We start from the raw sequence: 22233 nt of genomic DNA, 5'->3' as shown, positions 1-22233 counted from the left end.
CGGGTGGGTTCGGCGACGCGGCGCTCACGACGCGATCACAGTCGGGGCGACGACCTGCAGACCGTCGCCGCGACCAGATGCGAGCAGCAGGTCGCCGCTCGTCGGGTCGACCGCCATCGCGGTCACTTGACCGACAGTCGGGACCCGGCCCCGTTCGCGGGCGTCACCCCGCGACAGGTCGTAGGCGACGGCCTCGTTCTCGGCGGTCGAGGACACCCACAGCAGGTCGTGCTTCTCGTCGTAGGCGAGCGCGAACGGACTCGCGGGGGCGGGGTGGCGCAATCGCATCACGATCGGATCACCGAAGAACGCGTAGAACTCGTCGTCGCGGGTCCCTGTCACCATGATGCGACCGAAGCGGTCGACGACGGCGTTCGTCGCGCCGTTGCCCGCGCGCAGCGACGCCTTACGGTCGCCGCTCTCGACGTCGATCGGAAGGATCGCCGACTGGGCGCGGTCGAACACGCTGACCTGGCCCTCGACGTCGGTCGCCGACGTCGGCGCGACGAGGATGTCATCGACGCGTGCGAAGCCGCCGAACTCGTCGATCCGCTCACCGGCCGCGGACAGCACGAGCACCTTGCCCTTCGCCGTGCCGACGAGGACCTTGTCGCCGTCGACGGCCAGCGAGAGCGGGGAATCGATCGGCGCATCGGCGACCGACGTGCGCCCGTCACCGTCGACGCGGACGAGTCCGCGCGGTCCCACAGCCAGGAAGTGATCGTCCAGGGCGATCAGATCGACGACGCCGTCGATCGGCAGGGCGACACGATTCGGCGCGGGCGCGTCCTGCCCCGCGCCGTGGTGGAGGGTGACGGTGCGGCCGTCGGCGCCGAGCACCGCGGTCGTCGATCCGGCGACCGCGATCGCCGTCGCCGCGTCCTGTGCGACGACGGTGCCTGCGGGCTTCGCGGTGTCGGTCGGCGACGTCGCGGCGGTCGCGACGGGGAGCGTGTCGAGCGACGACGAGTCCCCGTCGTCGGAGTCGGAGCCGCAGGCCGTCAGAGTGAGAGTCACTGCCACCGCGAGAAGTCCGGCCGTCCATCTGGTTCGCACACGCATGGCATCCATCTTGCTGGATAAGAGAAAATCAAGGTTCGATGGGTAGCATCCACCCTCGTGATCGAATCGATGAGTTGGCTGCAGGCGGTGGTGCTCGGAGCACTGCAGGGCGTGACCGAGTTCCTACCGATCTCCTCGTCCGGGCATCTGCGCATCGTGTCGCAGATCTGGTTCGGCCAGGACGCGGGCGCGTCGTTCACCGCGGTCACCCAGCTGGGTACCGAACTCGCGGTGCTGCTGTACTTCGCGAAGGACATCGGCCGGATCGTCGTCGCGTGGTTCGCCGGCCTCCGCGACTCGTCTCGTCGCGACCTCGACTACCGACTCGGCTGGTATGTGATTCTCGCCACCATCCCGATCGGCCTCCTCGGCTATCTCCTCAAAGACGAGATCCGTACCGCGGGCCGCAACCTCTGGCTGGTGGCGATCATGCTGATCGCGTTCTCGTTCGTGTTCCTCGCCGCGGAGATCACCGCGGCCCAACGGCCCGGCAAGTCCCTGGAGCAGATGAGGCCGCGCGACGCGCTCGCGATGGGCATCGCGCAGTGTCTCGCGCTGATCCCGGGTGTCTCCCGGTCGGGTGGCACGGCGAGCGCCGGCCTGTTCTTCGGGATGAAGCGGGAAGCCGCGTTCCGTTTCTCATTCCTGATCGCGATTCCCGCGGTCCTCGCGTCCGGTCTGTTCAGCCTGCCGGACGCCTTCAATCCCGACGGGAGCGGGGTGAGCGCGTCCGGACCACAGATCCTGGTCGCCACCTTCATCGCTTTCGTGCTCGGCTACGTGTCGATCGCCTGGCTGCTCAAATTCGTGTCGGGCCACTCACTCGCCTGGTTCGCCGGCTACCGCATCGCGCTCGGTCTCCTCGTTCTCATCCTGCTGACCGCGGGCGTCATCACGACCTGACGCCCCCAGCCTTGTCATCACCCCAGCCTTCTCATCACGGCAGTCTCGTCATCACGGCAGTCTCGTCATCACCCCAGCCTTCTCATCACGGCAGTCTCGTCATCACGGCAGTCTCGTCATCACCCGTCTGCTGTCATCGGCCTGCCGTCACGCCGTAGCCTGAACGCCATGACGGTGATCCTCGTCCGGCACGGACGATCGACGGCCAACACCTCCGGCGTCCTCGCGGGACGGACCCCGGGCGTCGCGCTCGACGACAAGGGGCGTGCCCAGTCGCTCGACCTCATCGGTCGCCTCGGTGACGTCGCGAGCCGGCTGCAGGCGGTCGTCCGGTCACCGCTGCAGCGGTGCGGGGAGACCGTCGCGCCGCTCGTCGACCAGTTGGACGGGGTCCCCGAAGTGATCGACGACCGGCTCGCGGAGGTCGACTACGGGCAGTGGAGCGGACGCAAGCTCACCGACCTCGTCAACGAACCGCTGTGGAAGACGGTGCAGCGAAACCCGTCGCACGCGGTGTTCCCCGACGGCGAAGGCCTCGCCGACGTGTCGCGGCGAGCGACGGCCGCCGTTCGCGCGCTCGACCGGGAGTACAGCGGCGCGGACGGACACGGAGTCTGGCTGGCGTGCTCGCACGGGGACGTCATCAAGTCCGTCGTCGCCGATGCGCTCGGCATGCACTTGGACGCGTTTCAACGCATCGTCGTCGACCCGGCATCGATCACCGTGATCGGATACCCGCACGACCGTCCGTACGTGCTGACCGTCAACAACGGCGGTTCGCTGACCCTGCCCGCGCCGCGGGTGCACGCAGACGCCGAGGTCGGCGGCGGAGCGGGCGCCTGAGTCCGCGGGTACCGTGAAGACGATGAGAAGGAAAGCGGAGTAGACGTGTCGCGCACCATTCATGAGTTCCGGACGCCGAACCGTTTCGTGGCGGGCACGGTCGGCGAGCCCGGCGATCGGACGTTCTTCCTCCAGGTCTCGCAGGACCAGCGGTTGATGAGTGTCGAACTCGAAAAACAGCAGGTCCTGATTCTCGCTGATCGTCTCGGCTACCTCCTCGACGAGGTCGCCCGGCGGTTCGGTGCGTCCGTGCCGCCGGAGACGGATGCCGTCGCGGACACGGCACCGCTGACGATGCCGATCGATGCGGAGTTCCGGGTCGGCTCGATGGGGCTCGGCTGGGACGCCGAAGCCTCGTCGGTAGTCGTCGAACTCCTGGCGATCACCGAGCAGCCGTTGGACGAGAGCGTCATCCTCGACGACACCGACGAAGGACCGGACACGGTCCGGATCTTCCTGAACGCCGACGCAGCACGCGAGTTCAGCGCACGATCGATGCGGGTCATCTCCGCCGGACGGCCGCTATGCCCGCTGTGCAACCAGCCGCTCGACCCGAGCGGGCACATCTGCGCACGCAGCAACGGGTACAAGCGCGACGTCGAGTTCTCGCGGTCGATCGAGTTCATCGATCCCGACGTGCTCGCCGCGTTGGGGCGAGTCGTCCCTGGAGTCGACACTGCGTTCGAGGTCGAGGACGACTTCGACGACGAGTCTGATGAATCCGGCGAGTCTGACGAGTCTGACGACGACACGCGCGAGTGAACTCCGACGTTCTCGAGGTCCTCGCAGGCGGGGACCTCACCGTTCTCGGTCGGGTCCCGACGGCGAGCAACCTGGCGTTGGCTTGCCGGGTCTCCGACGGCGACGCCGAGTTCATGTGCGTCTACAAGCCGATCCGCGGCGAGGCCCCGCTCTGGGACTTTCCCGACGGGCACCTGGCCGGGCGCGAGGTGGCGACCTATCTGATCAGTGACGCGTTGGGGTGGGATCTCGTGCCCGAGACGGTATTGCGCGACGACGGCCCCGCCGACGCCGACCTCGGTCCCGGCATGGTGCAGCGGTGGATTCACGTGCCCGACGAGCCGTCCGGACCCGACCCGGTCGACCTGGCGCCCCTCGACGAGATCGCCGACGACCAGATGCCCGTCCTGCATGCCTACGACGAGGACGGACGTCTGGTCGCACTGGTGCACGCCGATCGCCCGGACTTGTTGCGGCTCGCCGTGTTCGACGTGGTCATCAACAACGCCGACCGTAAGGGCGGCCACATTCTCGTTGACGGGGACGGACACCTGTACGGGATCGATCACGGGATCTGTCTGCACGCCGAGAAAAAACTCCGCACCGTTCTATGGGGCTGGGCGGGTCGGCCGCTGCCCGCCGAGTCGAGCGACGATCTGTGCCGGCTGGCGCAGCGGCTCGCCGACCCCGACGACGTACTCACCGTGCGTCTGCGCGGACTGATTACCGACGAGGAGATCGCGGCCGTGCGCCGTCGCGCCCGCGTCCTCGGCGACGACGGGGTGCTGCCGATGCCGCCATCCGAACGCGCCATCCCGTGGCCTCCCTTCTGACCGGTTGAGCCGATGACGGTCCACCTTCCGACAGGCCCCGATTCTCGGCCCGGGCACACCACACATACAGTTGGACGCATGCAGTCGTGGTCGTCGCCCCAGATTCCCTCCGTGCCCGGCACCGCACCGGCCCTCCGCCTCTACGACACGTCCGACGCACAGGTGAAACCACTGGCTCCGGGGCCGGTAGCCACCATGTACGTCTGCGGTATCACCCCGTACGACGCCACCCACCTCGGCCACGCCGCGACCTATGTGACGTTCGACCTGATCAACCGGGTCCTGCGCGATCAGGGCCACGACGTGCACTATGTCCAGAACATCACCGATGTCGACGATCCGCTGTTCGAGCGTGCGGAGCGTGACGGCGTCGACTGGCGTGACCTCGGGTCGGGGGAGATCGACCTCTTCCGCGACGACATGGCAGCACTCCGCGTGTTGGCGCCCCGTGACTACATCGGAGCCGTCGAATCAGTCGACGAGGTCGTCGCCGCCGTTGAGCGGCTCTTGGAGATCGGAGCCGCGTACATCGTCGACGACCCCGAGTATCCGGACGTCTACTTCGACGTCGACGCGACGCCCCAGTTCGGCTACGAGTCGAACTACGACGTACAGACCATGGCCACGTTCTTCGCCGAACGCGGCGGCGATCCGGACCGGGAGGGCAAGCGCAATCCGCTCGACGCGCTGCTGTGGCGTGTGCAGCGTCCCGGCGAACCCGCTTGGCCGTCGCCGTTCGGCGACGGCAGACCCGGCTGGCACATCGAGTGCTCGGCCATCGCGCTCAACCGGCTCGGGATGGGGTTCGACGTTCAGGGCGGCGGCAGCGACCTGATCTTCCCGCACCACGAGTTCTCCGCCGCGCACGCCGAGGCCGCCACCGGTGAGCGACGGTTCGCGCGCACCTACGTCCATACCGGCATGATCGGGCTGGACGGGGAGAAGATGTCCAAGAGCCTCGGAAACTTGGTGAAGGTGTCGGTGCTGCGCGCCAACGGCGTCGACGCGAGTGCCGTCCGCCTCGGCCTGCTCAGCGGCCACTACCGCCAGGACCGAATGTGGACCGATCAGGTGCTATCCGACGGCGAACGGCGCCTGGCGACGTGGCGACGGGCCGCACGCGTGGCGACCGCGCCGGACGCGACGGACACCGTCGCCCGGCTGCGCCAGCACCTCGCCGACGACCTGGACACGCCGAAAGCGCTCGCCGCAGTCGACGCCTGGGCTGCGGACGCGATCCTCGGGATCGGCTCCTCGACCGAGTCGCCTGGGCTGATCGCGGACGCGGTCGATGCACTCCTCGGCGTCGACATCGCACCGCGAGGGTGACGGCATGCCTCGGAAGACCACCATTCCAGCCAGCACCTCCGAAGGAGTGTGGACCGTCGTCACGCACACATCGACGTACGTGCTCGACTTCGGCGAGATGACGTTGCTGCGTGCGCCCGGCGTCGGCAGGCACGATGACCAACGGTGGGAGGTCAGCGAGCTGCGGCGCGACTCGCAGGACATCCCGCTGCTCGGCGTCAAACAGTGCACTGTCGGCGAGCCGGCTCAGTTCTGGGTATCGGCCGCCGACGACCCGGACGTGCGGACCTGGCGGATCACGACCCCGGTGGTCGAGATCGAACAGATCGGCTGAACCGACGCATTAGCGTCACTGGCCTTCGTTGCGGCGACGCAGGTACCGCTCGAACTCGGCGGCCAAGGTGTCGCCGTCGACTTCGGTGAGCGCGCCCTCGTCGTCCGACGACGCTGCGTCCTCGGTCTCCTCGAGCTCCCGAACATACGCCGCCATGTCGTCGTCGTCCGACATCATCTCGTCGACGGCCTCCTGCCATTGCTGGGCCTGCTCGGCGAGCGGCCCAGTGTCGATCGATACCTCGATGACCGCTTCGAGACGGTCCAGCAGGGCGAGTACGGCCTTCGGGTTCGGCGGGTGCGCGATGTAGTGCGGCACCGCCGCCCACAGTGAGATCGACGGAACGCCCGCCTGGACAAACGCGTCCTGCAGCACTCCGGTGATCCCGGTCGGCCCCTCATACTTGCTCGGCGACAACCCGAAGCGGGTCGCGGCGGACTTCGTCTCGGCGGACCCCGACACCGGCACCGGCCGAGTGTGCGGGGTGTCGGCCAGCAACGCGCCCAGCATCACCACGAGCTCGACGCCGAGCGCCTCGGCGAGGTCGACGAGCTGCGTGGAGAAGGTTCGCCACCGCAGATTCGGTTCCGGGCCGAGGACGAACACGACGTCGCGCTCGCTGTCGGGGAGCGTCGCGTACGACACCGACGTGCTCGGCCACTGTATGCGTCGGGTCACCCCGTCGACTTGGGCGATCGTGGGCCGCGTCGACGCGAAATCGTAGAACTCCTCGCCATCGATCTCTTGAAGATCGGTGGCCTCCCAGGTCAGAGCCAGATGTTCCACCGCACCGGTGGCGGAATCGCCCGCGTCGTTCCATCCGCCGAAGGCGACGATCATGACCGGGCGGCGCAGTACGGGTAGTCCAGGGGGACGCGGAGAGTTCACTGGGCAGAGCCTACGGGGGAGTACGAACTGGGGCGAACTACCCTAGGGGGCATGCCATACTCCTCGACTCGACCAGACAACTACGACTCGACATTCCTGCAGGCGATGTCGAGCCGCGTACTGATCGGCGACGGAGCCATGGGAACGATGCTGCAGAACGCAGATCTCGACGTCGACACGGACTTCCTCGGCCTCGAAGGCTGCAACGAGATTCTCAACGAGACCCGTCCGGACGTGCTCGCCAGCATCCACCGACGTTACTTCGAAGCGGGTGCCGACGCTGTCGAGACGAACACCTTCGGCTGCAACCTGTCGAACCTCGGCGACTACGACATCGCGGACCGGATCCGTGAACTCGCCTACAAGGGCACGGCCATCGCACGCGGGGTGGCCGATGAGATGGGCCCGTCCGCGGACGGCACCGACCGGTTCGTCCTCGGTTCCATCGGCCCCGGCACCAAACTGCCGAGCCTGGGTCACACGACGTTCGCCGCGATCCGGGACGCCTACCAGGAGTGCGTGCTCGGCATGCTCGACGGTGGAGCCGACGCGATCCTCATCGAGACCTGCCAGGATCTGCTGCAGTTGAAGGCGGCCGTCGTCGCGGCCCGCCGGGCTATGGACGAGTTCGGTCGGCATCTGCCGATCATCGCCCACATCACCGTCGAGACCACTGGCACGATGCTCGTCGGGTCGGAGATCGGCGCGGCGTTGGCCGCGATCGAGCCGCTCGGCGTTGACGTCATCGGGCTGAACTGCGCGACCGGCCCCGCGGAGATGAGCGAGCACCTGCGCTACCTCTCCAAGCATTCGCGGGTGCCGATCTCGGTGATGCCGAACGCAGGCCTCCCGGTGCTCGGCAAGAACGGAGCCGAATACCCGCTCACGGCGCCCGAACTGGCCGACGCGCTCTCGTCGTTCGTCACCGACTACGGTCTCCAGTTCGTCGGCGGCTGCTGCGGCACCACGCCCGAGCACATTCGTCGGGTTGCCGACGCGGTGAGCGTCCTGCAGGCACGCGAGCGCACCCCCGACCACGTGTCGGAGACGTCGTCGCTCTACACGGCGGTCCCGTTCGATCAGGACGCCAGCTTCCTCGTCGTCGCCGAACGCACCAACTCGAACGGGTCCAAGGCGTTCCGTGAGGCGATGCTCGCGGGCGAATACCAGAAGTGTCTGGACATCGCGAAGGCGCAGACGCGCGACGGAGCCCACATGCTCGACCTCAATATCGACTACGTGGGCCGCGACGGTGCGCTCGACATGACGGAGTTGGCGAGTCGTTTCGCGACGGCGTCGACGCTCCCGATCATGATCGACTCGACCGAGCCGGACGTGATCAAGGCCGGCCTCGAACATCTCGGCGGCCGGTGCGCGGTCAACTCGGTGAATTACGAGGACGGTGACGGCCCCGACTCCCGTTTCGCTCGGATCATGGCGCACGTCGTCGAACACGGAGCGGCGGTCGTCGCTCTCACCATCGACGAGGAGGGGCAGGCGCGCACCGCCGACCACAAGGTCGCGATAGCTGAGCGGTTGATCACCGACCTCACCGAGAACTGGGGGCTGGCCGACGAGGACATCATCATCGACGCCCTCACCTTCCCGATCTCGACCGGGCAGGAAGAGGTCCGTCGCGACGGCATCGAGACGATCGAAGCGATCCGCCGGATCAAGGAGTCGCACCCCGAGGTTCACTTCACGCTCGGCATCTCGAACATCTCGTTCGGGCTCAATCCGGCGGCCCGCCAGGTGCTGAACTCGGTGTTCCTGCACGAGTGCGTCGCCGCGGGCCTGGATACGGCGATCGTCCACGCGTCGAAGATTCTGCCGATGGCTCGCATCCCCGACGAGCAACGAGAGACCGCTCTCGACCTGGTGTACAACCGGCGACGCGAGCAGGGCGCGGACGGACCGGACGATGCAGGCTACGACCCGCTGCAGAAGCTCATGCAGCTGTTCGAGGGCGTCTCGGCGGCGTCGGCGCGCGAATCGCGTGCCGCTGAACTGGCCCGGATGCCGTTGTTCGAGCGGCTCGCGCAACGCATCGTCGACGGTGAACGCAACGGTCTCATCGAAGACCTCGACGAGGCACGGTCGACGGTTCCGCCATTGAGCATCATCAACGACCACCTGCTCGCCGGCATGAAGACTGTGGGCGAGCTGTTCGGCTCGGGTCAGATGCAGCTGCCGTTCGTCTTGCAATCCGCGGAGGTGATGAAGGCCGCAGTCGCGCATCTCGAACAGTTCATGGAGGCCTCCGACGACGACGGCAAGGGGCGCATCGTCCTGGCGACCGTGAAGGGTGATGTCCACGACATCGGAAAAAACCTCGTCGACATCATTCTGAGCAACAACGGGTACGACGTCGTCAACATCGGCATCAAGCAGCCGATCGCGACGATTCTGTCCGCGGCCGAGGAGCATCGGGCCGATGTCGTCGGCATGTCGGGGCTGCTCGTGAAGTCGACGGTCGTGATGAAGGAGAACTTGGAGGAGATGAACTCGCGCGGCAAGAGCGAACTCCCCGTCCTCCTCGGCGGCGCCGCGCTGACCCGAACGTACGTCGAGGGCGACCTCGCCGACATCTACGAGGGTGACGTCCGGTACGCCCGCGACGCGTTCGAGGGACTGACCCTCATGGACGAGATCATGGCGATCAAACGTGGTGAGGGGCCGGACCCGGACAGCCCGGAGGCCAAAGCTGCGGCCGCGAAGGTCGCCGAACGCAAAGAGCGACGCGAACGTTCCAAGCGGATCGCCGAGAAGCGCAAGGCCGCCGAGGTTCCCGTCGAGGTTCCCGCGCGGTCGGACGTCGCCGCCGACAACGAGGTTCCTACGCCGCCGTTCTGGGGCACTCGGATCGTCAAGGGCATCCCGGTCGCCGACTACTCGGCGATGCTCGACGAGCGTGCTTTGTTCCTCGGCCAGTGGGGCCTTCGCGGCACGCGTGGCGACGACGGGCCGGGCTACGAGGATCTCGTCGAGACCGAGGGGCGGCCGCGGCTGCGCGAATGGATCGACCGGCTCTCGACGGCGGGCATCCTGCAGCACGCCGCCGTCGTCTACGGCTACTTCCCTGCGGTGAGTGAGGGCGACACCGTCCACGTGCTCGAATCGCCGGATCCGTCGTCGCCGGTCCGGCACAGTTTCGAGTTCCCGCGCCAGCAGCGTTCGAAGTTCCTGTGCATCGCCGACTTCATCCGGTCCCGTGAGCAGGCGCTCGCCGACGGGAAGGTAGACGTGCTGCCCTTCCAGTTGGTGACGATGGGCACGCCGATCGCCGACTTCGCCAACGAACTGTTCGCGGCGGACTCGTACCGCGACTACCTGGAGGTTCACGGCATCGGTGTGCAGTTGACCGAGGCACTCGCCGAGTATTGGCATCAGCGTGTGCGCAGCGAACTGTCGTTCACCGGTGGCGTGATGGCCGACGAGGACCCGGACCTGCCGCAGGGCTTCTTCGACCTCGAGTACCGGGGCGCCCGCTACTCATTCGGATACGGGGCGTGCCCGAACTTGGCGGACCGCGCGAAGATGATCGACCTGTTGGAGCCGGGCCGAATCGGCGTCGAACTGTCCGAGGAACTGCAGTTGCATCCCGAGCAGTCGACGGACGCGTTCGTTTTGCACCACCCGGAGGCCAAGTACTTCAACACGTAGATCGGTTGGCGTGCCTAGGGTGGGGGTCGGACCAGTTCGCGCCCGACCCATTCCAGGAGGACACCAGTGACCGATGACGCACGCCTTCCCGACGCCCTGTTCTGGGATATGGACGGGACGCTGCTCGACACCGAACCGTTGTGGGAGAAGGTTCTCGTCGAGTTCGCGAACCGGCTCGACATCGAGATGACCGACGCGCTGCGGGATTCGACGATGGGAAACAGTTCGGTCGACGCGATGACGAAGGTGTACGACGCGGCCCTCGTCCCCGAGGCCGGTCGTGACTTCGACGCCGACGAAGACTGGATGGTTCAGCGTGTCCTCGAGTTGTTCGACGGCGGCCCGCGGTGGCGGCCGGGCGCGGTCGACGCGCTCGAGTTGGTTGCCGGAGCCGACATCCCGATGGTTCTCGTGACGAACACGATGCGGGAGGTGACCGACGTGCTGTTGTCGACGATCGGCGCCGAACGGTTCGTCACGACGGTGTGCGGCGACGAGGTCGAGGCTGGCAAACCCGCGCCGCACATCTACCGTCGTGCCGCCGAACTCGTCGGTTTCCCGATCGGCCGCTGCCTGGCGGTCGAGGACTCGCCCGCAGGTGCGGCCGCGACGTTCGCCGCGGGCGTGCGCGCGATCATCGTGCCGTCGGCGATCGAGGTGCAGCCGCGCGCCACGTACACCTACCGGGACTCGCTCGTCGGTCTCACCCTCGACGACCTGGCGGCCGCCCTCGCGCACCCCCACGTTTGAGCACCGTCGCTGGCTCCCCTCACATCGCTCAACCGGCGGGGCGGAAGCTGGTCGCGGCGCTCTCACCGGATCAACGGGCCGGTCATCCGACGTCGTGCGCGTCGTGCGAAAATAGGTCACGTGAAAACCTTCGACGAACTCTTCGCTGAGCTGGCCGACAAGGCCGAGACCCGCCCCGAAGGCAGCGGCACCGTGGCCGCGCTTGACCACGGCGTCCATACGCTCGGCAAGAAGATCATCGAAGAAGCGGGCGAAGTGTGGTTGGCCGCCGAACACGAGTCCGACGACGCGCTCTCGGAAGAGATCTCGCAGCTCGTCTACTGGCTCCAGGTCATGATGATCAAACGCGGCCTGAACCCGGCCGACATCTACCGCTACCTCTAGGAACGTCTGACTCATGTTGCGTGTCGCAGTCCCGAACAAGGGCGCATTGTCTGAAGCCGCTGCCGGGATCCTCTCCGAAGCCGGCTACCGCAAGCGGGCCGATCCGAAGGACCTGTCCGTCATCGACGTCAACAACGACGTCGAGTTCTACTTCCTGCGTCCCAAAGACGTCGCGATCTACGTCGGAGCGGGGACCCTCGATCTCGGAATCACCGGGCGTGACCTGGCCGCCGACTCCGGCGCCGAGGTACTCGAAGAGGTGGCGCTCGGCTTCGGGTCGTCGTCCTTTCGGTACGCCGCGCCTGCCGACCAGGGGTGGGGGGTCGAAGATCTCGCCGGCAAGCGGATCGCGACGTCATACCCGAATCTCGTGCGCCGCGACCTCGCCGAACGACGGATCGAAGCGGAGATCATCCGCCTCGACGGCGCCGTCGAGATCTCCATCCAATTGGGGGTCGCCGATGCGATCGCCGACGTCGTCGGCTCCGGGCGGACCCTGCGACTGCACGATCTCACGGCTTTCGGCGACTCGCTGTGCGACTCCGAAGCGGTCTTGATCCGCAATCCCGAATCGCCTGAGCCGTCGAAGGCTGCGAAACAGTTCATCGCACGCGTGCAGGGCGTCGTCTTCGGTCAGCAGTACGTGATGATCGACTACGACTGCCCGAAGACCCTCCTGGACGCCGCCGTCGCCAAGACTCCGGGTATCGAGTCCCCGACGGTGTCACCGATGCTCGACCCGGATTGGCTCGCCGTCCGAGCGATGGTCCCGCGCAAGACGCACCAGTCGTTGATGGACGACCTGTCTGAGCTCGGCGTCCGCGCCATCCTCGCCTCCGACATCCGCAGCTGCCGTTTCTGACGCGTCGCGCACGCACCTTTGTGATGCGTCGCGCACGGGCCTCTCCGGTCAGCGTCCGCTCAGCCGGCGGGGGCGATCATATCGGTCTGGGCGGACCGGCCGATGAAGCCGGAGACGTCGTACAGGTCGGCGAAGCTAGCGCCGTAACCGGCGGCCCCGATCGCGAGGTCCGCGTCTAAGCCCAACCAGGGGCTCGTCGGCTGTGCGACGAGATGCACGGTCGTGTCCATGTTCATCCACGACCACTGGGTCGGATCGAGCTGTGTGCCGACGCCGTTCGCGACGTCGAGCACCGTGAACATCGATTCGAGCGGTGACATCTCCTCGTCTTCGATCAACCCGATCGCAGGGCGAATCCAGACGGCAGGGGTTTGCCCGTTCCGACCGGCCTGGCGTGCGATGACGGTGGTCCCGATGAAGCCGATCTTGCCCCACGGGACAGCCATCTCACCATCGTCGGGGAAACCCACGATCTGCGGGAGCTCGTCCGGTCCGGCGGGAAGCGGTGGCACCGGCGAATGCTCGACGGGCGACGAGTCGCCGGTCATGATCCGCCACGCGACGGTGCGTGCCACGACCCGGAACTCGCCGGACGGCGCCTGCACCTCGAGATCGGCGGCCACCTGAGAGATGCGCTTGCCCGGTCGCACCACCGATGCGCGGACTCGGTTCACGCCCAGGCCCATCGCGCCGAGAATCTCCGTGGTGACCCGCGTGAACGCCTTCCCGTCGTCGCCTGCGGCGCGGATCAATGCACGCATCATCAGACCGGCGGGCGGACCGCCGTGCTGGATGTCCGACGACCAGACGCTCACCGTTGCCGCCGTCGGGACGAAGTACTCGTACCCGGGATCGGCGCCGTCGGGCGCGGCGATCGGACGGTAGTAGCTGGGGGCTGCCGGTGCATGCTCAGACATGAGCGCCACTCTATGCTTGGGGGAGTCTCAGCTCGCCCTCGACCCGAAGGACACCCACACCGATGCCGACGACCGGCCCATTCGCCGAGGGCGACCGCGTGCAACTCACCGATTCCAAGGGGCGCAAGTTCACTGTCGTCCTCGAACCGGACAAGCAGTTCCACACCCACAAGGGCGGTATCGAACACAACGACCTGCTCGGCGCGAATGAGGGGTCGATCGTCACAACGGTCAACGGAACCGAGTATCTCGCGCTCCGTCCGCTGCTCACCGACTACATCCTGTCGATGCCGCGCGGCGCCCAGGTGATCTACCCGAAGGACACCGCGCAGATCGTCTCCGAGGGAGACATCTTCCCCGGCGCTCGCGTCCTCGAAGCAGGCGCCGGATCGGGATCGTTGACGCTGTCGCTGCTGCGCGCGGTCGGGACCGAAGGGTCGGTCCTGTCGTACGAGGTGCGCGACGATCACGCCGAGCATGCGGTCCGCAACGTCGAGACCTTCCTCGGCAAGCGGCCGGACAACTGGCGACTGGTGGTCGACGACCTCGCCAACCATGATCCGGCCGACCAGTACGACCGCATCATCCTCGACATGCTCGCGCCGTGGGAACAGCTCGAACTCGTGTCGAAGACGCTCAAGCCCGGCGGTGTCCTCACCGTCTACGTCGCCACCGTCACGCAGCTGTCGAAAGTGATGGAAGGCCTGCGGGACCTGCAGTGCTGGACCGAACCGCGCGCCTGGGAGTCGCTGGTCCGGGAGTGGAGCGCCGTCGGTCTCGCTGTTCGCCCCGAGCACCGCATGCAGGGTCACACCGCGTTCCTCATCACGGCACGCCGACTGGCCGACGGCACGGAAACCCTCCGGGTGAAACGCCGTCCGACACGCGGGTAGCGTAGAAGCAGGTACAGCGTCACAGTTTGTACAACGTCACAAGCTGTACGACATCACAGGTTGTACAGGGACGAAGGAGGACCGATGACCCCGACGACGGAGTCTGGTGCGCAGGGACAAACTCCGCAGGAGCAGATCGACAAACTGACCGAGCGCAACGCGAAGCTTCTCGACACGCTCAGGGAAGCACGCCAACAGCTCGTCGCACTGCGCGAAGAGGTCGACAATCTCGGTCAGCCGCCGAGCGGCTACGGCGTCCTCCTCGGTGTCGCCTCCGACGACAACGTCGACGTGTTCACCTCCGGACGCAAGATGCGATTGACGGTGTCGCCGAACATCGACGTCGCGGCGTTGAACCGCGGCCAGTCGGTTCGATTGAACGAAGCGCTGACCGTCGTCGAAGCACTCGGCTATGACGAGGTCGGTGAGATATCCACTCTCCGTGAGGTCCTTGACGGCGGTCGCCGTGCGCTCGTCGTCGGGCACACCGACGAGGAGCGGGTGGTGCAGCTCGCCGACACGCTCGTCCACATCGACGGGGGAGGCGAGTCCGACCGGAAGCTGCGGCCCGGCGATTCGCTTCTCGTCGACGGCAAGGCCGGTTATGCGCTCGAGCGGATCCCGAAGGCTGAAGTGGAGGACCTCGTCCTCGAAGAGGTGCCGGACGTGGACTACACGGACATCGGTGGTCTGCGCCGACAGATCGAGCAGATCCGCGACGCCGTCGAACTGCCGTTCCTGCACAGCGACCTGTTTTCCGAATACTCGTTGCGTCCGCCGAAGGGCGTGCTCCTGTACGGTCCTCCCGGCAACGGCAAGACGCTCATTGCGAAAGCGGTCGCGAACTCGCTCGCGCGGCAGATTGCCGAACACCGCGGCGACAACTCGGCCGAGGCGAAATCGTACTTCTTGAACATCAAGGGCCCCGAACTCCTCAACAAGTTCGTCGGCGAGACCGAACGCCACATCCGGTTGATTTTCCAGCGCGCCCGAGAGAAGGCGTCCGAAGGAACCCCGGTGATCGTGTTCTTCGACGAGATGGACTCGATCTTTCGCACCCGCGGTTCGGGCGTCTCCTCCGACGTCGAGACGACCGTCGTCCCGCAGCTGCTCAGCGAGATCGATGGTGTCGAAGGCCTCGAGAACGTGATCGTGATCGGCGCGTCGAACCGCGAGGATATGATCGATCCCGCGATCCTCCGCCCGGGCCGCTTGGACGTGAAGATCAAGATCGAGCGTCCCGACGCCGAGTCGGCGATCGACATCTTCTCCAAGTACCTGACCGTCGATCTGCCGTTGCACCCGGACGACGTCGCCGAGTTCGGCGGGCAGCCGCAGGCCTGTGTGGACGCGATGATCCAGCGCGTCGTCGAGCGGATGTACGCGGAGACCGACGACAACCGCTTCCTCGAAGTGACCTACGCCAATGGCGACAAAGAGATCATGTACTTCAAGGACTTCAACTCCGGCGCGATGATCCAGAACATCGTCGACCGCGCGAAGAAGTACGCGATCAAGGCGCACCTGGAGAGTGGGCAGCGCGGCCTGCGGATCGGGCACCTCATGGACTCGATCCTCGACGAGTTCTCGGAGAACGAAGACCTGCCGAACACCACCAACCCGGACGACTGGGCTCGGATCTCGGGTAAGAAGGGCGAGCGCATCGTCTACATTCGGACGCTCGTCACCGGTAAGGGGAGCGGTGCCAGCCGCGCCATCGACACCGAATCGAACACCGGGCAGTATCTGTAGTTTGCGAAGTCATTCCGGTGAACGTCTCAGCCGACGTTCACCGGATATGGTGTTGTGCGATGAACACTCAAGGAGTCAGTCCGCTGCGGGTCCGCGTCGGTCAGGGCGCGCAGCAGACGATTCGGGACTCGCCTGCCTCGCTCGGCCGGACCCCCGACAACGACGTCGTGGTCGACCACCCACTCGTCTCGCGGCGGCATCTGTCGATCGAATGGTCCGCAGGCGACGGTTGGCAGGTCATCGATGCGGGCAGCACCAACGGGATGTTCGTCGGCGGCGTCCGCCAGACGGTCGTCACGGTCGCAGGCGGAGCCCGAATCAATCTGGGTGACGGCCAGACCGGCCCCGTCCTTGAGTTGACTCCGCTCGCGCCGTCGCCGCCGACGATCGTTCCGCCCGGCGAAAGCGGTCGGGGGCACCAGCCGACTCAGCGGCCCGCGCCACCGTCGCAGCCGGTTCGTGCACAAGCCCAACGCCCGATCTCGCACCCCACACCGGCCCAGCGGGTTCCGGTACAGCAGCAGCGGCGCCCGCCGACGCCGCCTGCCTACCCGAGCCCGATACACCCAGACCCGATCCGACCGGGCACCACGCGTGCGGTCAGCTCCGCTACGGCTCCACGGTTCGGGGAACTCCCCGACGCACCCCATCTTGCGGCGCTGCACCAGAATGCGTCCGCGATCTTCGAGGTCCCCGACAGTCTGCGCGGGCGCGAGGCCATCGCGGTGGCGGGCACACAGTCGATCGGACGCACCCCGGACAACGACATCATCGTCAGCGATGTCCTCGCGTCGCGGCACCACGCGAAGCTGACCTCAACGCCGCAGGGCCTGCTCCTGGAAGACCTCGGAAGCGTCAACGGGACGTTCGTCAACGGGCAGCGCGTCATGGCGCACCGGTTGACCGACAACGACGTCGTGACGATCGGCAACTCCGACTTCGTCATGTCCGGTGGTTCCCTCGTCCGTGGCCGACCGCAGACCGACGTCGCGGGCGGCGTCCAGGTGGACGGCGTCTCGTTGACTATCGACGGTAAGACCCTGCTCAACGACATCTCGTTCGACGCCGGACCCGGTTCGCTCACCGCGATCATCGGACCGTCCGGTGCCGGCAAGTCGACGATCTCGAAGATCGTTGCGGGCCTGGGCGATCCGACAGTCGGCGTGGTGCGGTTTGAGGGCCGGGGAGTGCACAGCGAGTACGAGGCACTGCGGACCCGGATCGGCATGGTCCCGCAGGACGACGTGCTGCACCGCAAGCTGACGTTGCGGCAGGCGCTGCGCTACGCCGCCGAACTGCGTCTGCCCTCGGACCTGTCGACGGCCGACCGCGACCGAGTGATCGACGGCGTCCTTTCCGAACTCCAGTTGACCGAACACGTCGACACTCGCGTCGACAAGCTCTCCGGCGGCCAACGCAAGCGCGCGTCCGTCGCCATGGAACTGTTGACCGGGCCGTCGCTGCTCATCCTCGACGAGCCGACGTCCGGTCTGGATCCTGCGTTGGACCGTCAGGTGATGCAGACGCTGCGTCGCCTCGCCGACGCCGGCCGCGTGGTCCTGGTGGTGACCCATTCGCTGACCTACCTCAACCTCTGCGATCAGGTGCTTCTGCTGGCGCCGGGCGGAAAGACGGCGTTCAGCGGTTCACCGCAGGACGTCGGCTCCGAACTCGGCACCACCGACTGGGCGGAGATCTTCGCGTTCACCGCGGACCAGCCCGACCTGGCGTGGCACAACTACCGGCAACGGCATCCGCGCACGTCGTCGCCTGCGCGCGCTCCGGCGGTCGGGCCGCCGGTGAAGGCGCACCAGGCGAGCGTCGGGCGTCAGACCTCGACGGTGGCCCGCCGCCAGCTGCGCTTGATCCTCGCCGATCGCGGATACTTGATCTTTCTGTTGCTGCTGCCGATCGTGCTCGGTCTGCTCACGCTGGTGATCCCCGGATCCACCGGGTTCGGCATCAGTTCGAGCGATCCGGGCGCGATGATCGCGACCGATCCCGTCGAAGCCGTGCAGCTCCTCGTGGTTCTCGTCATCGGTGCCGCGTTCATGGGCGCAGCCCTGACCGTCCGCGACCTCGTCGGCGAACGTCCGATCTTCGAACGCGAACGGGCGGTCGGGCTGCGTCCGGGCGCATATCTGGCGGCCAAGGTCGTCGTGTTCTTCCTGGTGACGGCGGTGCAGAGTGCGATCATGCTCGGCATCACGTACGGACTGCGCGACATCCCCGAATACGGCGGCGTGGTGCTGCCGCCCGCCGCGGCCCTTTTTGTCGCGGTGGCGGCCCTCGCGTGTGTGAGCACGCTGGTCGGGCTCGCGATCTCGTCGCTGGTCCGATCCAATGAGCAAACGATGCCGCCGCTCGTCATCGTGGTGATGGTCCAGCTCGTCTTCTGCGGCGGCCTGTTCCCGATCAGCGCGGCCGGCGCCGTACAACTCGGGTGGGTCTTCCCCGCCTACTGGGGGTACACGGCGGCAGCCCAAGCCGTCGACATTCCGCAGATCAATCCGGAGGCGAGCCAGGTCAAAGCCACGCCGGGAGAGTCCGTGGAGTACCCGTGGTGGACGCCGACGGCCGGACACACGGCGCTCGCCTACGGTGTACTCGCACTGATGGCGGTGCTGCTGATCGCACTCGTCTACTCGCGACTGCGGCTGCGCAGACGGTGAGACCGAGCGTGCGTCCGACCCGGTGACGCGGGGAGCGCCCGTCGTTCGCGGAGCGCTCGCGAGTCCCGTTAGGCTGGGCGCATGGAGCGCATCATCGGCACCGAAGTCGAATACGGCATCTCGGCGCCCGGAGACCCGGCCGCGAACCCGATCATGACGTCGACGCAGGCTGTCCTCGCCTACGCTGCCGCCGCCGCGGTTCCGCGGCGCGAGCGGCGGACCCGGTGGGACTTCGAAGAGGAGTCGCCGATGCGCGACGCGCGAGGCTTCGACCTCGGTCGCCACTCAGGTCCCGCGCCGATCATCGACGCAGACGAGATCGGCGCAGCGAACATGATCCTCACCAACGGCGCCCGCCTCTACGTCGACCACGCGCACCCGGAGTATTCGGCGCCCGAGGTGACCGATCCGATGGACGCGGTGATTTGGGACAAGGCCGGCGAGCGAGTGATGGAGGAGGCCGCACGGTACGTCGCGAGCGTCCCCGGCGCACCACGGCTGCAACTGTATAAGAACAACATCGACGGCAAGGGTGCGTCGTACGGCACGCACGAGAACTACCTGATGCGTCGGGGCACTCCGTTCGACTCGATCATCGTCGGCCTCATGCCCTTCTTCGCGTCCCGACAGGTGATCTGCGGGTCCGGTCGTGTCGGCATCGGCCAGCGCGGCGAGGAAGCCGGCTATCAGCTGTCCCAGCGCGCCGACTACATCGAGGTCGAGGTCGGTTTAGAGACCACGCTCAAGCGGGGCTTGATCAACACCCGTGACGAGCCGCACGCCGACCCCGACAAGTACCGCAGGCTTCACGTGATCATCGGTGACGCGAACCTCGCCGAGACCGCGACCTACCTCAAGGTCGGCACGACGGCACTCGTCCTCGACCTCATCGAAGCGGGGGTGGACCTCACCGACCTCGCACTCGCGCGCCCGGTCGAGGCCGTGCACGCCATCAGCCACGATCCGACCCTGCGGGCGACGGTCGCACTTGCCGACGGACGGGAGATGACCGCGCTCGCCCTCCAACGCGAGTACTTCGCACGCGTCTCGGCGCACCGCGACGCGCACGCGGCACACGACGAGCGTGCCGCGCACGTCCTGCAGACGTGGGCCGACGTGCTCGACAAGCTCGAACGCGACCCGATGGAGTGCGCGGACATCCTGGACTGGCCCGCCAAGCTGCGCCTGCTCGAAGGCTTCCGCAACCGGGAGGGGCTCGGCTGGGGGGCGTCGCGTCTGCAGCTGATCGACCTGCAGTACTCGGACGTCCGTCTCGACAAGGGACTCTACAACCGTCTCGTTGCGCGGGGCTCGATGAAACGACTCGTCACCGAGGAACAGGTGACGGCCGCGGTCTCGGCGCCGCCGGAGTCCACGCGGGCCTACTTCCGCGGCGAATCGGTGCGTCGCTTCGGCTCGGACATCGCGGCCGCGAGCTGGGATTCGGTGATCTTCGACGTCGGCAGTGACTCGCTCGTCCGCATCCCGATGCCCGAACCGCTGCGCGGCACCCGCGCACACGTCGGCGAACTTCTCGACACCGCCACGTCCGCTGTCGATCTCGTCGATCAGCTGACCGCGACCTGACCGGCGATTCGCCGCACGGCACATCGCAGAGCCCCGGTAGTGTTGAGGGACAACCACTCTTCAGGAGGCGATGATGGCGCAGGAGCAGGCGAAACGGGGCGGCGGTTCGGGCGACGACGAGGTGACCGGCTCAGGAGCCGCCGGGCAGGAGCGTCGCGAGAAGCTGGCCGTCGAGACCGATGATCTGCTCGACGAGATCGACGACGTGTTGGAAGAGAACGCTGAAGACTTCGTCCGCGCCTACGTCCAGAAGGGCGGGCAGTGACCGCCGGTGTCGGCGGCCAGTCCAGGCATGACATCTCGTCGTTCACCGACTTCCTCCGCGTGAACGCACCCGACCAGCTGCCGGGCGCGTCTACCGGGGGACAGGTGCCGAGCGACGCCGCCGACCAGATCCCGCACGGCACGACCATCGTCGCGGTCAGCTACCTCGGAGGTGTGATCCTGGCGGGCGACCGTCGGTCGACGATGGGCAACATCATCGCGACGCGCGACGTGCAGAAGGTCTACATCACCGACGAGCACTCCGCGGCGGGCATCGCGGGGACCGCGGGCATCGCGATCGAGATGGTGCGACTTTTCGCCGTCGAGCTCGAGCACTACGAGAAGATCGAAGGCGTCAGCCTCACGTTGAACGGCAAGGCTTCTCGACTCGCGTCGATGGTGCGCAGCAACCTTGGCGCCGCGCTGCAGGGACTCGCCGCCATTCCGCTGCTCGTCGGCTACCAGCCGACCGACGGTGCACCGGAACCGTCGTTCGGGCGCATCTTCTCCTTCGACGTCGCCGGGTCACAGCACGAGGAACGCGGCGGCTACGAGGCCATCGGTTCGGGATCGGTCTTCGCACGCTCGTCGTTGAAGAAGCTGTACCGCTCGGATCTGACCGCTGACGACGCGCTCGCCGTAGCGGTCGAAGCCCTCTACGACGCCGCCGACGATGACTCCGCGACCGGCGGCCCCGACATGGTCCGCCGGATCTTCCCGACGGCGGTGCGTATCGACGCCGACGGTGCCCGCGACGTCGCCGAGCCCGAGATCGCCGATGCCGCGCAGGCGGTCGTCGACCGACGACTCGCCGCCCACGAGGACGGAGGGGATCGACGATGACGTTCCCGTACTACGCGAGCGCAGAGCAGATCATGCGCGACCGTTCCGAGCTCGCCCGCAAGGGCATCGCCCGTGGACGCAGTGTGATCGCCGTGACGTACCGGGACGGTGTGCTGTTCGTCGCGCACAACCCGTCGAACACCCTGCGCAAGATCAGTGAGATCTACGACCGGATCGGGTTCGCCGCGGTCGGCAAGTACAACGAGTTCGAGAGCCTACGCAAGGCGGGCATCCAACTCGCCGACCTGCGCGGCTACTCCTACGATCGTGCCGACGTCACCGGTCTGTCGCTGGCCAGCGCATACGCGAACACGCTCGGCACGGTGTTCACCGAACAGGCCAAACCGTTCGAGGTCGAGCTGTGCGTCGCCGAAGTCGGTCGGGCCGGCGCGGACACACCGTCGCAGCTGTACCGCATCGGGTACGACGGGTCCATCGTCGACGAGCAGTCGTTCCTGGTGATGGGCGGTGCGACCGAACCGATCGTCGCCGCGATGAAGGATGCGTACCGGGCCGCGATGACGTTGAACGACGCGTTGACGGTCGCCGCACGGGCCCTCGCGACCCCCAAAGACGGTGATGCGGGACCCGACGCGGACGCCGCGCCACCGTTGTTACCGGTCGCCGAGATCGAGGCCGCGATCCTCGACCGGACCCGGCCTCGTCGGGCGTTCAAACGGCTCAGCGACCAGCAGGTCACCGGCCTGCTGGCAGAAGGCTGACTGGAGTTGGAG

The 22233-nt window shown here is 67.0% G+C and carries 20 protein-coding genes; 17 read left to right on the top strand and 3 right to left on the bottom strand.

The features are described 5' to 3' along the window. Positions 1 to 24: 24 nt before the first annotated feature. Positions 25 to 1062, bottom strand: coding sequence for a YncE family protein (locus tag L5G33_RS05480; protein ID WP_236997142.1), 1038 nt, complete (start codon positions 1060 to 1062; stop codon positions 25 to 27). A 57-nt stretch (positions 1063 to 1119) separates the two neighbouring features. Between L5G33_RS05480 and L5G33_RS05475 the strand changes: the two genes are divergently transcribed. From L5G33_RS05475 to L5G33_RS05450, 6 genes are all read left to right on the top strand, one after another. Continuing rightward, positions 1120 to 1965, top strand: a complete 846-nt coding sequence (locus L5G33_RS05475; RefSeq protein ID WP_236997141.1) for an undecaprenyl-diphosphate phosphatase — start codon at positions 1120 to 1122, stop codon at positions 1963 to 1965. Positions 1966 to 2133: 168 nt separating this feature from the next. Next, positions 2134 to 2808, top strand: coding sequence for an MSMEG_4193 family putative phosphomutase (locus L5G33_RS05470; protein WP_236997140.1), 675 nt, complete (start codon positions 2134 to 2136; stop codon positions 2806 to 2808). 45 nt (positions 2809 to 2853) lie between these two features. Beyond that, on the top strand, positions 2854 to 3570 hold the full coding sequence (locus tag L5G33_RS05465; protein ID WP_236997139.1) for a DUF3090 domain-containing protein: 717 nt from the start codon (positions 2854 to 2856) through the stop codon (positions 3568 to 3570). Next, a complete protein-coding gene (locus L5G33_RS05460) occupies positions 3567 to 4382 on the top strand; it encodes an SCO1664 family protein (protein ID WP_236997138.1) in 816 nt (271 codons plus the stop codon). Before L5G33_RS05465 ends, L5G33_RS05460 begins: the two co-directional genes overlap by 4 nt. A 78-nt stretch (positions 4383 to 4460) precedes the next feature. Beyond that, positions 4461 to 5711: a cysteine--1-D-myo-inosityl 2-amino-2-deoxy-alpha-D-glucopyranoside ligase gene (gene mshC / locus L5G33_RS05455; RefSeq protein ID WP_236997137.1), complete on the top strand. Its 1251-nt coding sequence runs from the start codon at positions 4461 to 4463 to the stop codon at positions 5709 to 5711. 4 nt (positions 5712 to 5715) lie between these two features. Next, the gene (locus L5G33_RS05450) at positions 5716 to 6024 is read left to right on the top strand and encodes a hypothetical protein (protein WP_236997136.1); all 309 of its coding nucleotides are present in this window, start codon (positions 5716 to 5718) and stop codon (positions 6022 to 6024) included. Between the two features lie 15 nt (positions 6025 to 6039). On the opposite strand, the gene L5G33_RS05445 is transcribed toward L5G33_RS05450, so the two are convergent. Beyond that, positions 6040 to 6912, bottom strand: coding sequence for a PAC2 family protein (locus L5G33_RS05445; RefSeq protein WP_236997135.1), 873 nt, complete (start codon positions 6910 to 6912; stop codon positions 6040 to 6042). 51 nt (positions 6913 to 6963) lie between these two features. Between L5G33_RS05445 and metH the strand changes: the two genes are divergently transcribed. From metH to hisG, 4 genes are all read left to right on the top strand, one after another. Beyond that, entirely contained in the window at positions 6964 to 10575 is a 3612-nt protein-coding gene (gene metH / locus L5G33_RS05440; RefSeq protein WP_236997134.1) for a methionine synthase, read from the top strand. Positions 10576 to 10641: 66 nt separating this feature from the next. Further along, positions 10642 to 11325 (top strand): HAD family hydrolase, encoded by a 684-nt coding sequence (locus L5G33_RS05435; RefSeq protein WP_236997133.1) that lies wholly within the window; start codon positions 10642 to 10644, stop codon positions 11323 to 11325. 120 nt (positions 11326 to 11445) lie between these two features. Further along, on the top strand, positions 11446 to 11709 hold the full coding sequence (locus L5G33_RS05430; RefSeq protein ID WP_236997132.1) for a phosphoribosyl-ATP diphosphatase: 264 nt from the start codon (positions 11446 to 11448) through the stop codon (positions 11707 to 11709). A gap of 13 nt (positions 11710 to 11722) precedes the next feature. After that, positions 11723 to 12571 (top strand): ATP phosphoribosyltransferase, encoded by an 849-nt coding sequence (hisG, locus tag L5G33_RS05425; protein WP_236997131.1) that lies wholly within the window; start codon positions 11723 to 11725, stop codon positions 12569 to 12571. 59 nt (positions 12572 to 12630) lie between these two features. Here hisG and L5G33_RS05420 read toward each other — a convergent pair whose 3' ends face one another. Further along, positions 12631 to 13488, bottom strand: coding sequence for a thioesterase family protein (locus L5G33_RS05420; protein ID WP_236997130.1), 858 nt, complete (start codon positions 13486 to 13488; stop codon positions 12631 to 12633). A gap of 62 nt (positions 13489 to 13550) precedes the next feature. Here L5G33_RS05420 and L5G33_RS05415 point away from each other — a divergent pair, with 62 nt between their 5' ends. The 7 genes from L5G33_RS05415 (at position 13551) to prcA (ending at position 22221) form a co-directional block, all read left to right on the top strand. After that, entirely contained in the window at positions 13551 to 14381 is an 831-nt protein-coding gene (locus tag L5G33_RS05415) for a tRNA (adenine-N1)-methyltransferase (RefSeq protein ID WP_236997129.1), read from the top strand. Positions 14382 to 14465: 84 nt separating this feature from the next. Beyond that, on the top strand, positions 14466 to 16133 hold the full coding sequence (gene arc, locus L5G33_RS05410) for a proteasome ATPase (protein ID WP_236997128.1): 1668 nt from the start codon (positions 14466 to 14468) through the stop codon (positions 16131 to 16133). A gap of 59 nt (positions 16134 to 16192) precedes the next feature. Then, complete coding sequence (locus tag L5G33_RS05405) at positions 16193 to 18805, top strand: FHA domain-containing protein (RefSeq protein WP_236997127.1); 2613 nt, start codon at positions 16193 to 16195, stop codon at positions 18803 to 18805. Between the two features lie 81 nt (positions 18806 to 18886). After that, on the top strand, positions 18887 to 20392 hold the full coding sequence (gene dop, locus L5G33_RS05400) for a depupylase/deamidase Dop (protein ID WP_236997126.1): 1506 nt from the start codon (positions 18887 to 18889) through the stop codon (positions 20390 to 20392). Between the two features lie 73 nt (positions 20393 to 20465). Next, entirely contained in the window at positions 20466 to 20657 is a 192-nt protein-coding gene (locus L5G33_RS05395) for a ubiquitin-like protein Pup (RefSeq protein ID WP_236997125.1), read from the top strand. Continuing rightward, on the top strand, positions 20654 to 21499 hold the full coding sequence (gene prcB, locus L5G33_RS05390; RefSeq protein ID WP_236997124.1) for a proteasome subunit beta: 846 nt from the start codon (positions 20654 to 20656) through the stop codon (positions 21497 to 21499). The genes L5G33_RS05395 and prcB overlap by 4 nt, the downstream gene beginning before the upstream one ends. Further along, a complete protein-coding gene (prcA, locus tag L5G33_RS05385) occupies positions 21496 to 22221 on the top strand; it encodes a proteasome subunit alpha (protein ID WP_236997123.1) in 726 nt (241 codons plus the stop codon). The genes prcB and prcA overlap by 4 nt, the downstream gene beginning before the upstream one ends. Positions 22222 to 22233: the final 12 nt, after the last annotated feature.

It is taken from the genome of Gordonia liuliyuniae (genome assembly GCF_021738805.1).
Classification (GTDB): Bacteria; Actinomycetota; Actinomycetes; order Mycobacteriales; family Mycobacteriaceae; genus Gordonia; species Gordonia liuliyuniae.
The sequence above is the reverse complement of the archived record's forward strand: the minus strand, read 5'-3'. Positions and strand labels throughout refer to the sequence as shown.

Excerpts from the sequence above, each read along its gene's own strand:
- L5G33_RS05480 (WP_236997142.1), bottom strand. The coding sequence starts at position 1,062 with ATGCGTGTGCGAACCAGATGGACGGCCGGACTTCTCGCGGTGGCAGTG.
- L5G33_RS05470 (WP_236997140.1), top strand. The coding sequence starts at position 2,134 with ATGACGGTGATCCTCGTCCGGCACGGACGATCGACGGCCAACACCTCC.
- mshC (WP_236997137.1), top strand. The coding sequence starts at position 4,461 with ATGCAGTCGTGGTCGTCGCCCCAGATTCCCTCCGTGCCCGGCACCGCA.
- L5G33_RS05450 (WP_236997136.1), top strand. The coding sequence starts at position 5,716 with ATGCCTCGGAAGACCACCATTCCAGCCAGCACCTCCGAAGGAGTGTGG.
- metH (WP_236997134.1), top strand. The coding sequence starts at position 6,964 with ATGCCATACTCCTCGACTCGACCAGACAACTACGACTCGACATTCCTG.
- hisG (WP_236997131.1), top strand. The coding sequence starts at position 11,723 with ATGTTGCGTGTCGCAGTCCCGAACAAGGGCGCATTGTCTGAAGCCGCT.
- L5G33_RS05420 (WP_236997130.1), bottom strand. The coding sequence starts at position 13,488 with ATGTCTGAGCATGCACCGGCAGCCCCCAGCTACTACCGTCCGATCGCC.
- L5G33_RS05415 (WP_236997129.1), top strand. The coding sequence starts at position 13,551 with ATGCCGACGACCGGCCCATTCGCCGAGGGCGACCGCGTGCAACTCACC.
- arc (WP_236997128.1), top strand. The coding sequence starts at position 14,466 with ATGACCCCGACGACGGAGTCTGGTGCGCAGGGACAAACTCCGCAGGAG.
- L5G33_RS05405 (WP_236997127.1), top strand. The coding sequence starts at position 16,193 with ATGAACACTCAAGGAGTCAGTCCGCTGCGGGTCCGCGTCGGTCAGGGC.
- dop (WP_236997126.1), top strand. The coding sequence starts at position 18,887 with ATGGAGCGCATCATCGGCACCGAAGTCGAATACGGCATCTCGGCGCCC.
- L5G33_RS05395 (WP_236997125.1), top strand. The coding sequence starts at position 20,466 with ATGGCGCAGGAGCAGGCGAAACGGGGCGGCGGTTCGGGCGACGACGAG.
- prcA (WP_236997123.1), top strand. The coding sequence starts at position 21,496 with ATGACGTTCCCGTACTACGCGAGCGCAGAGCAGATCATGCGCGACCGT.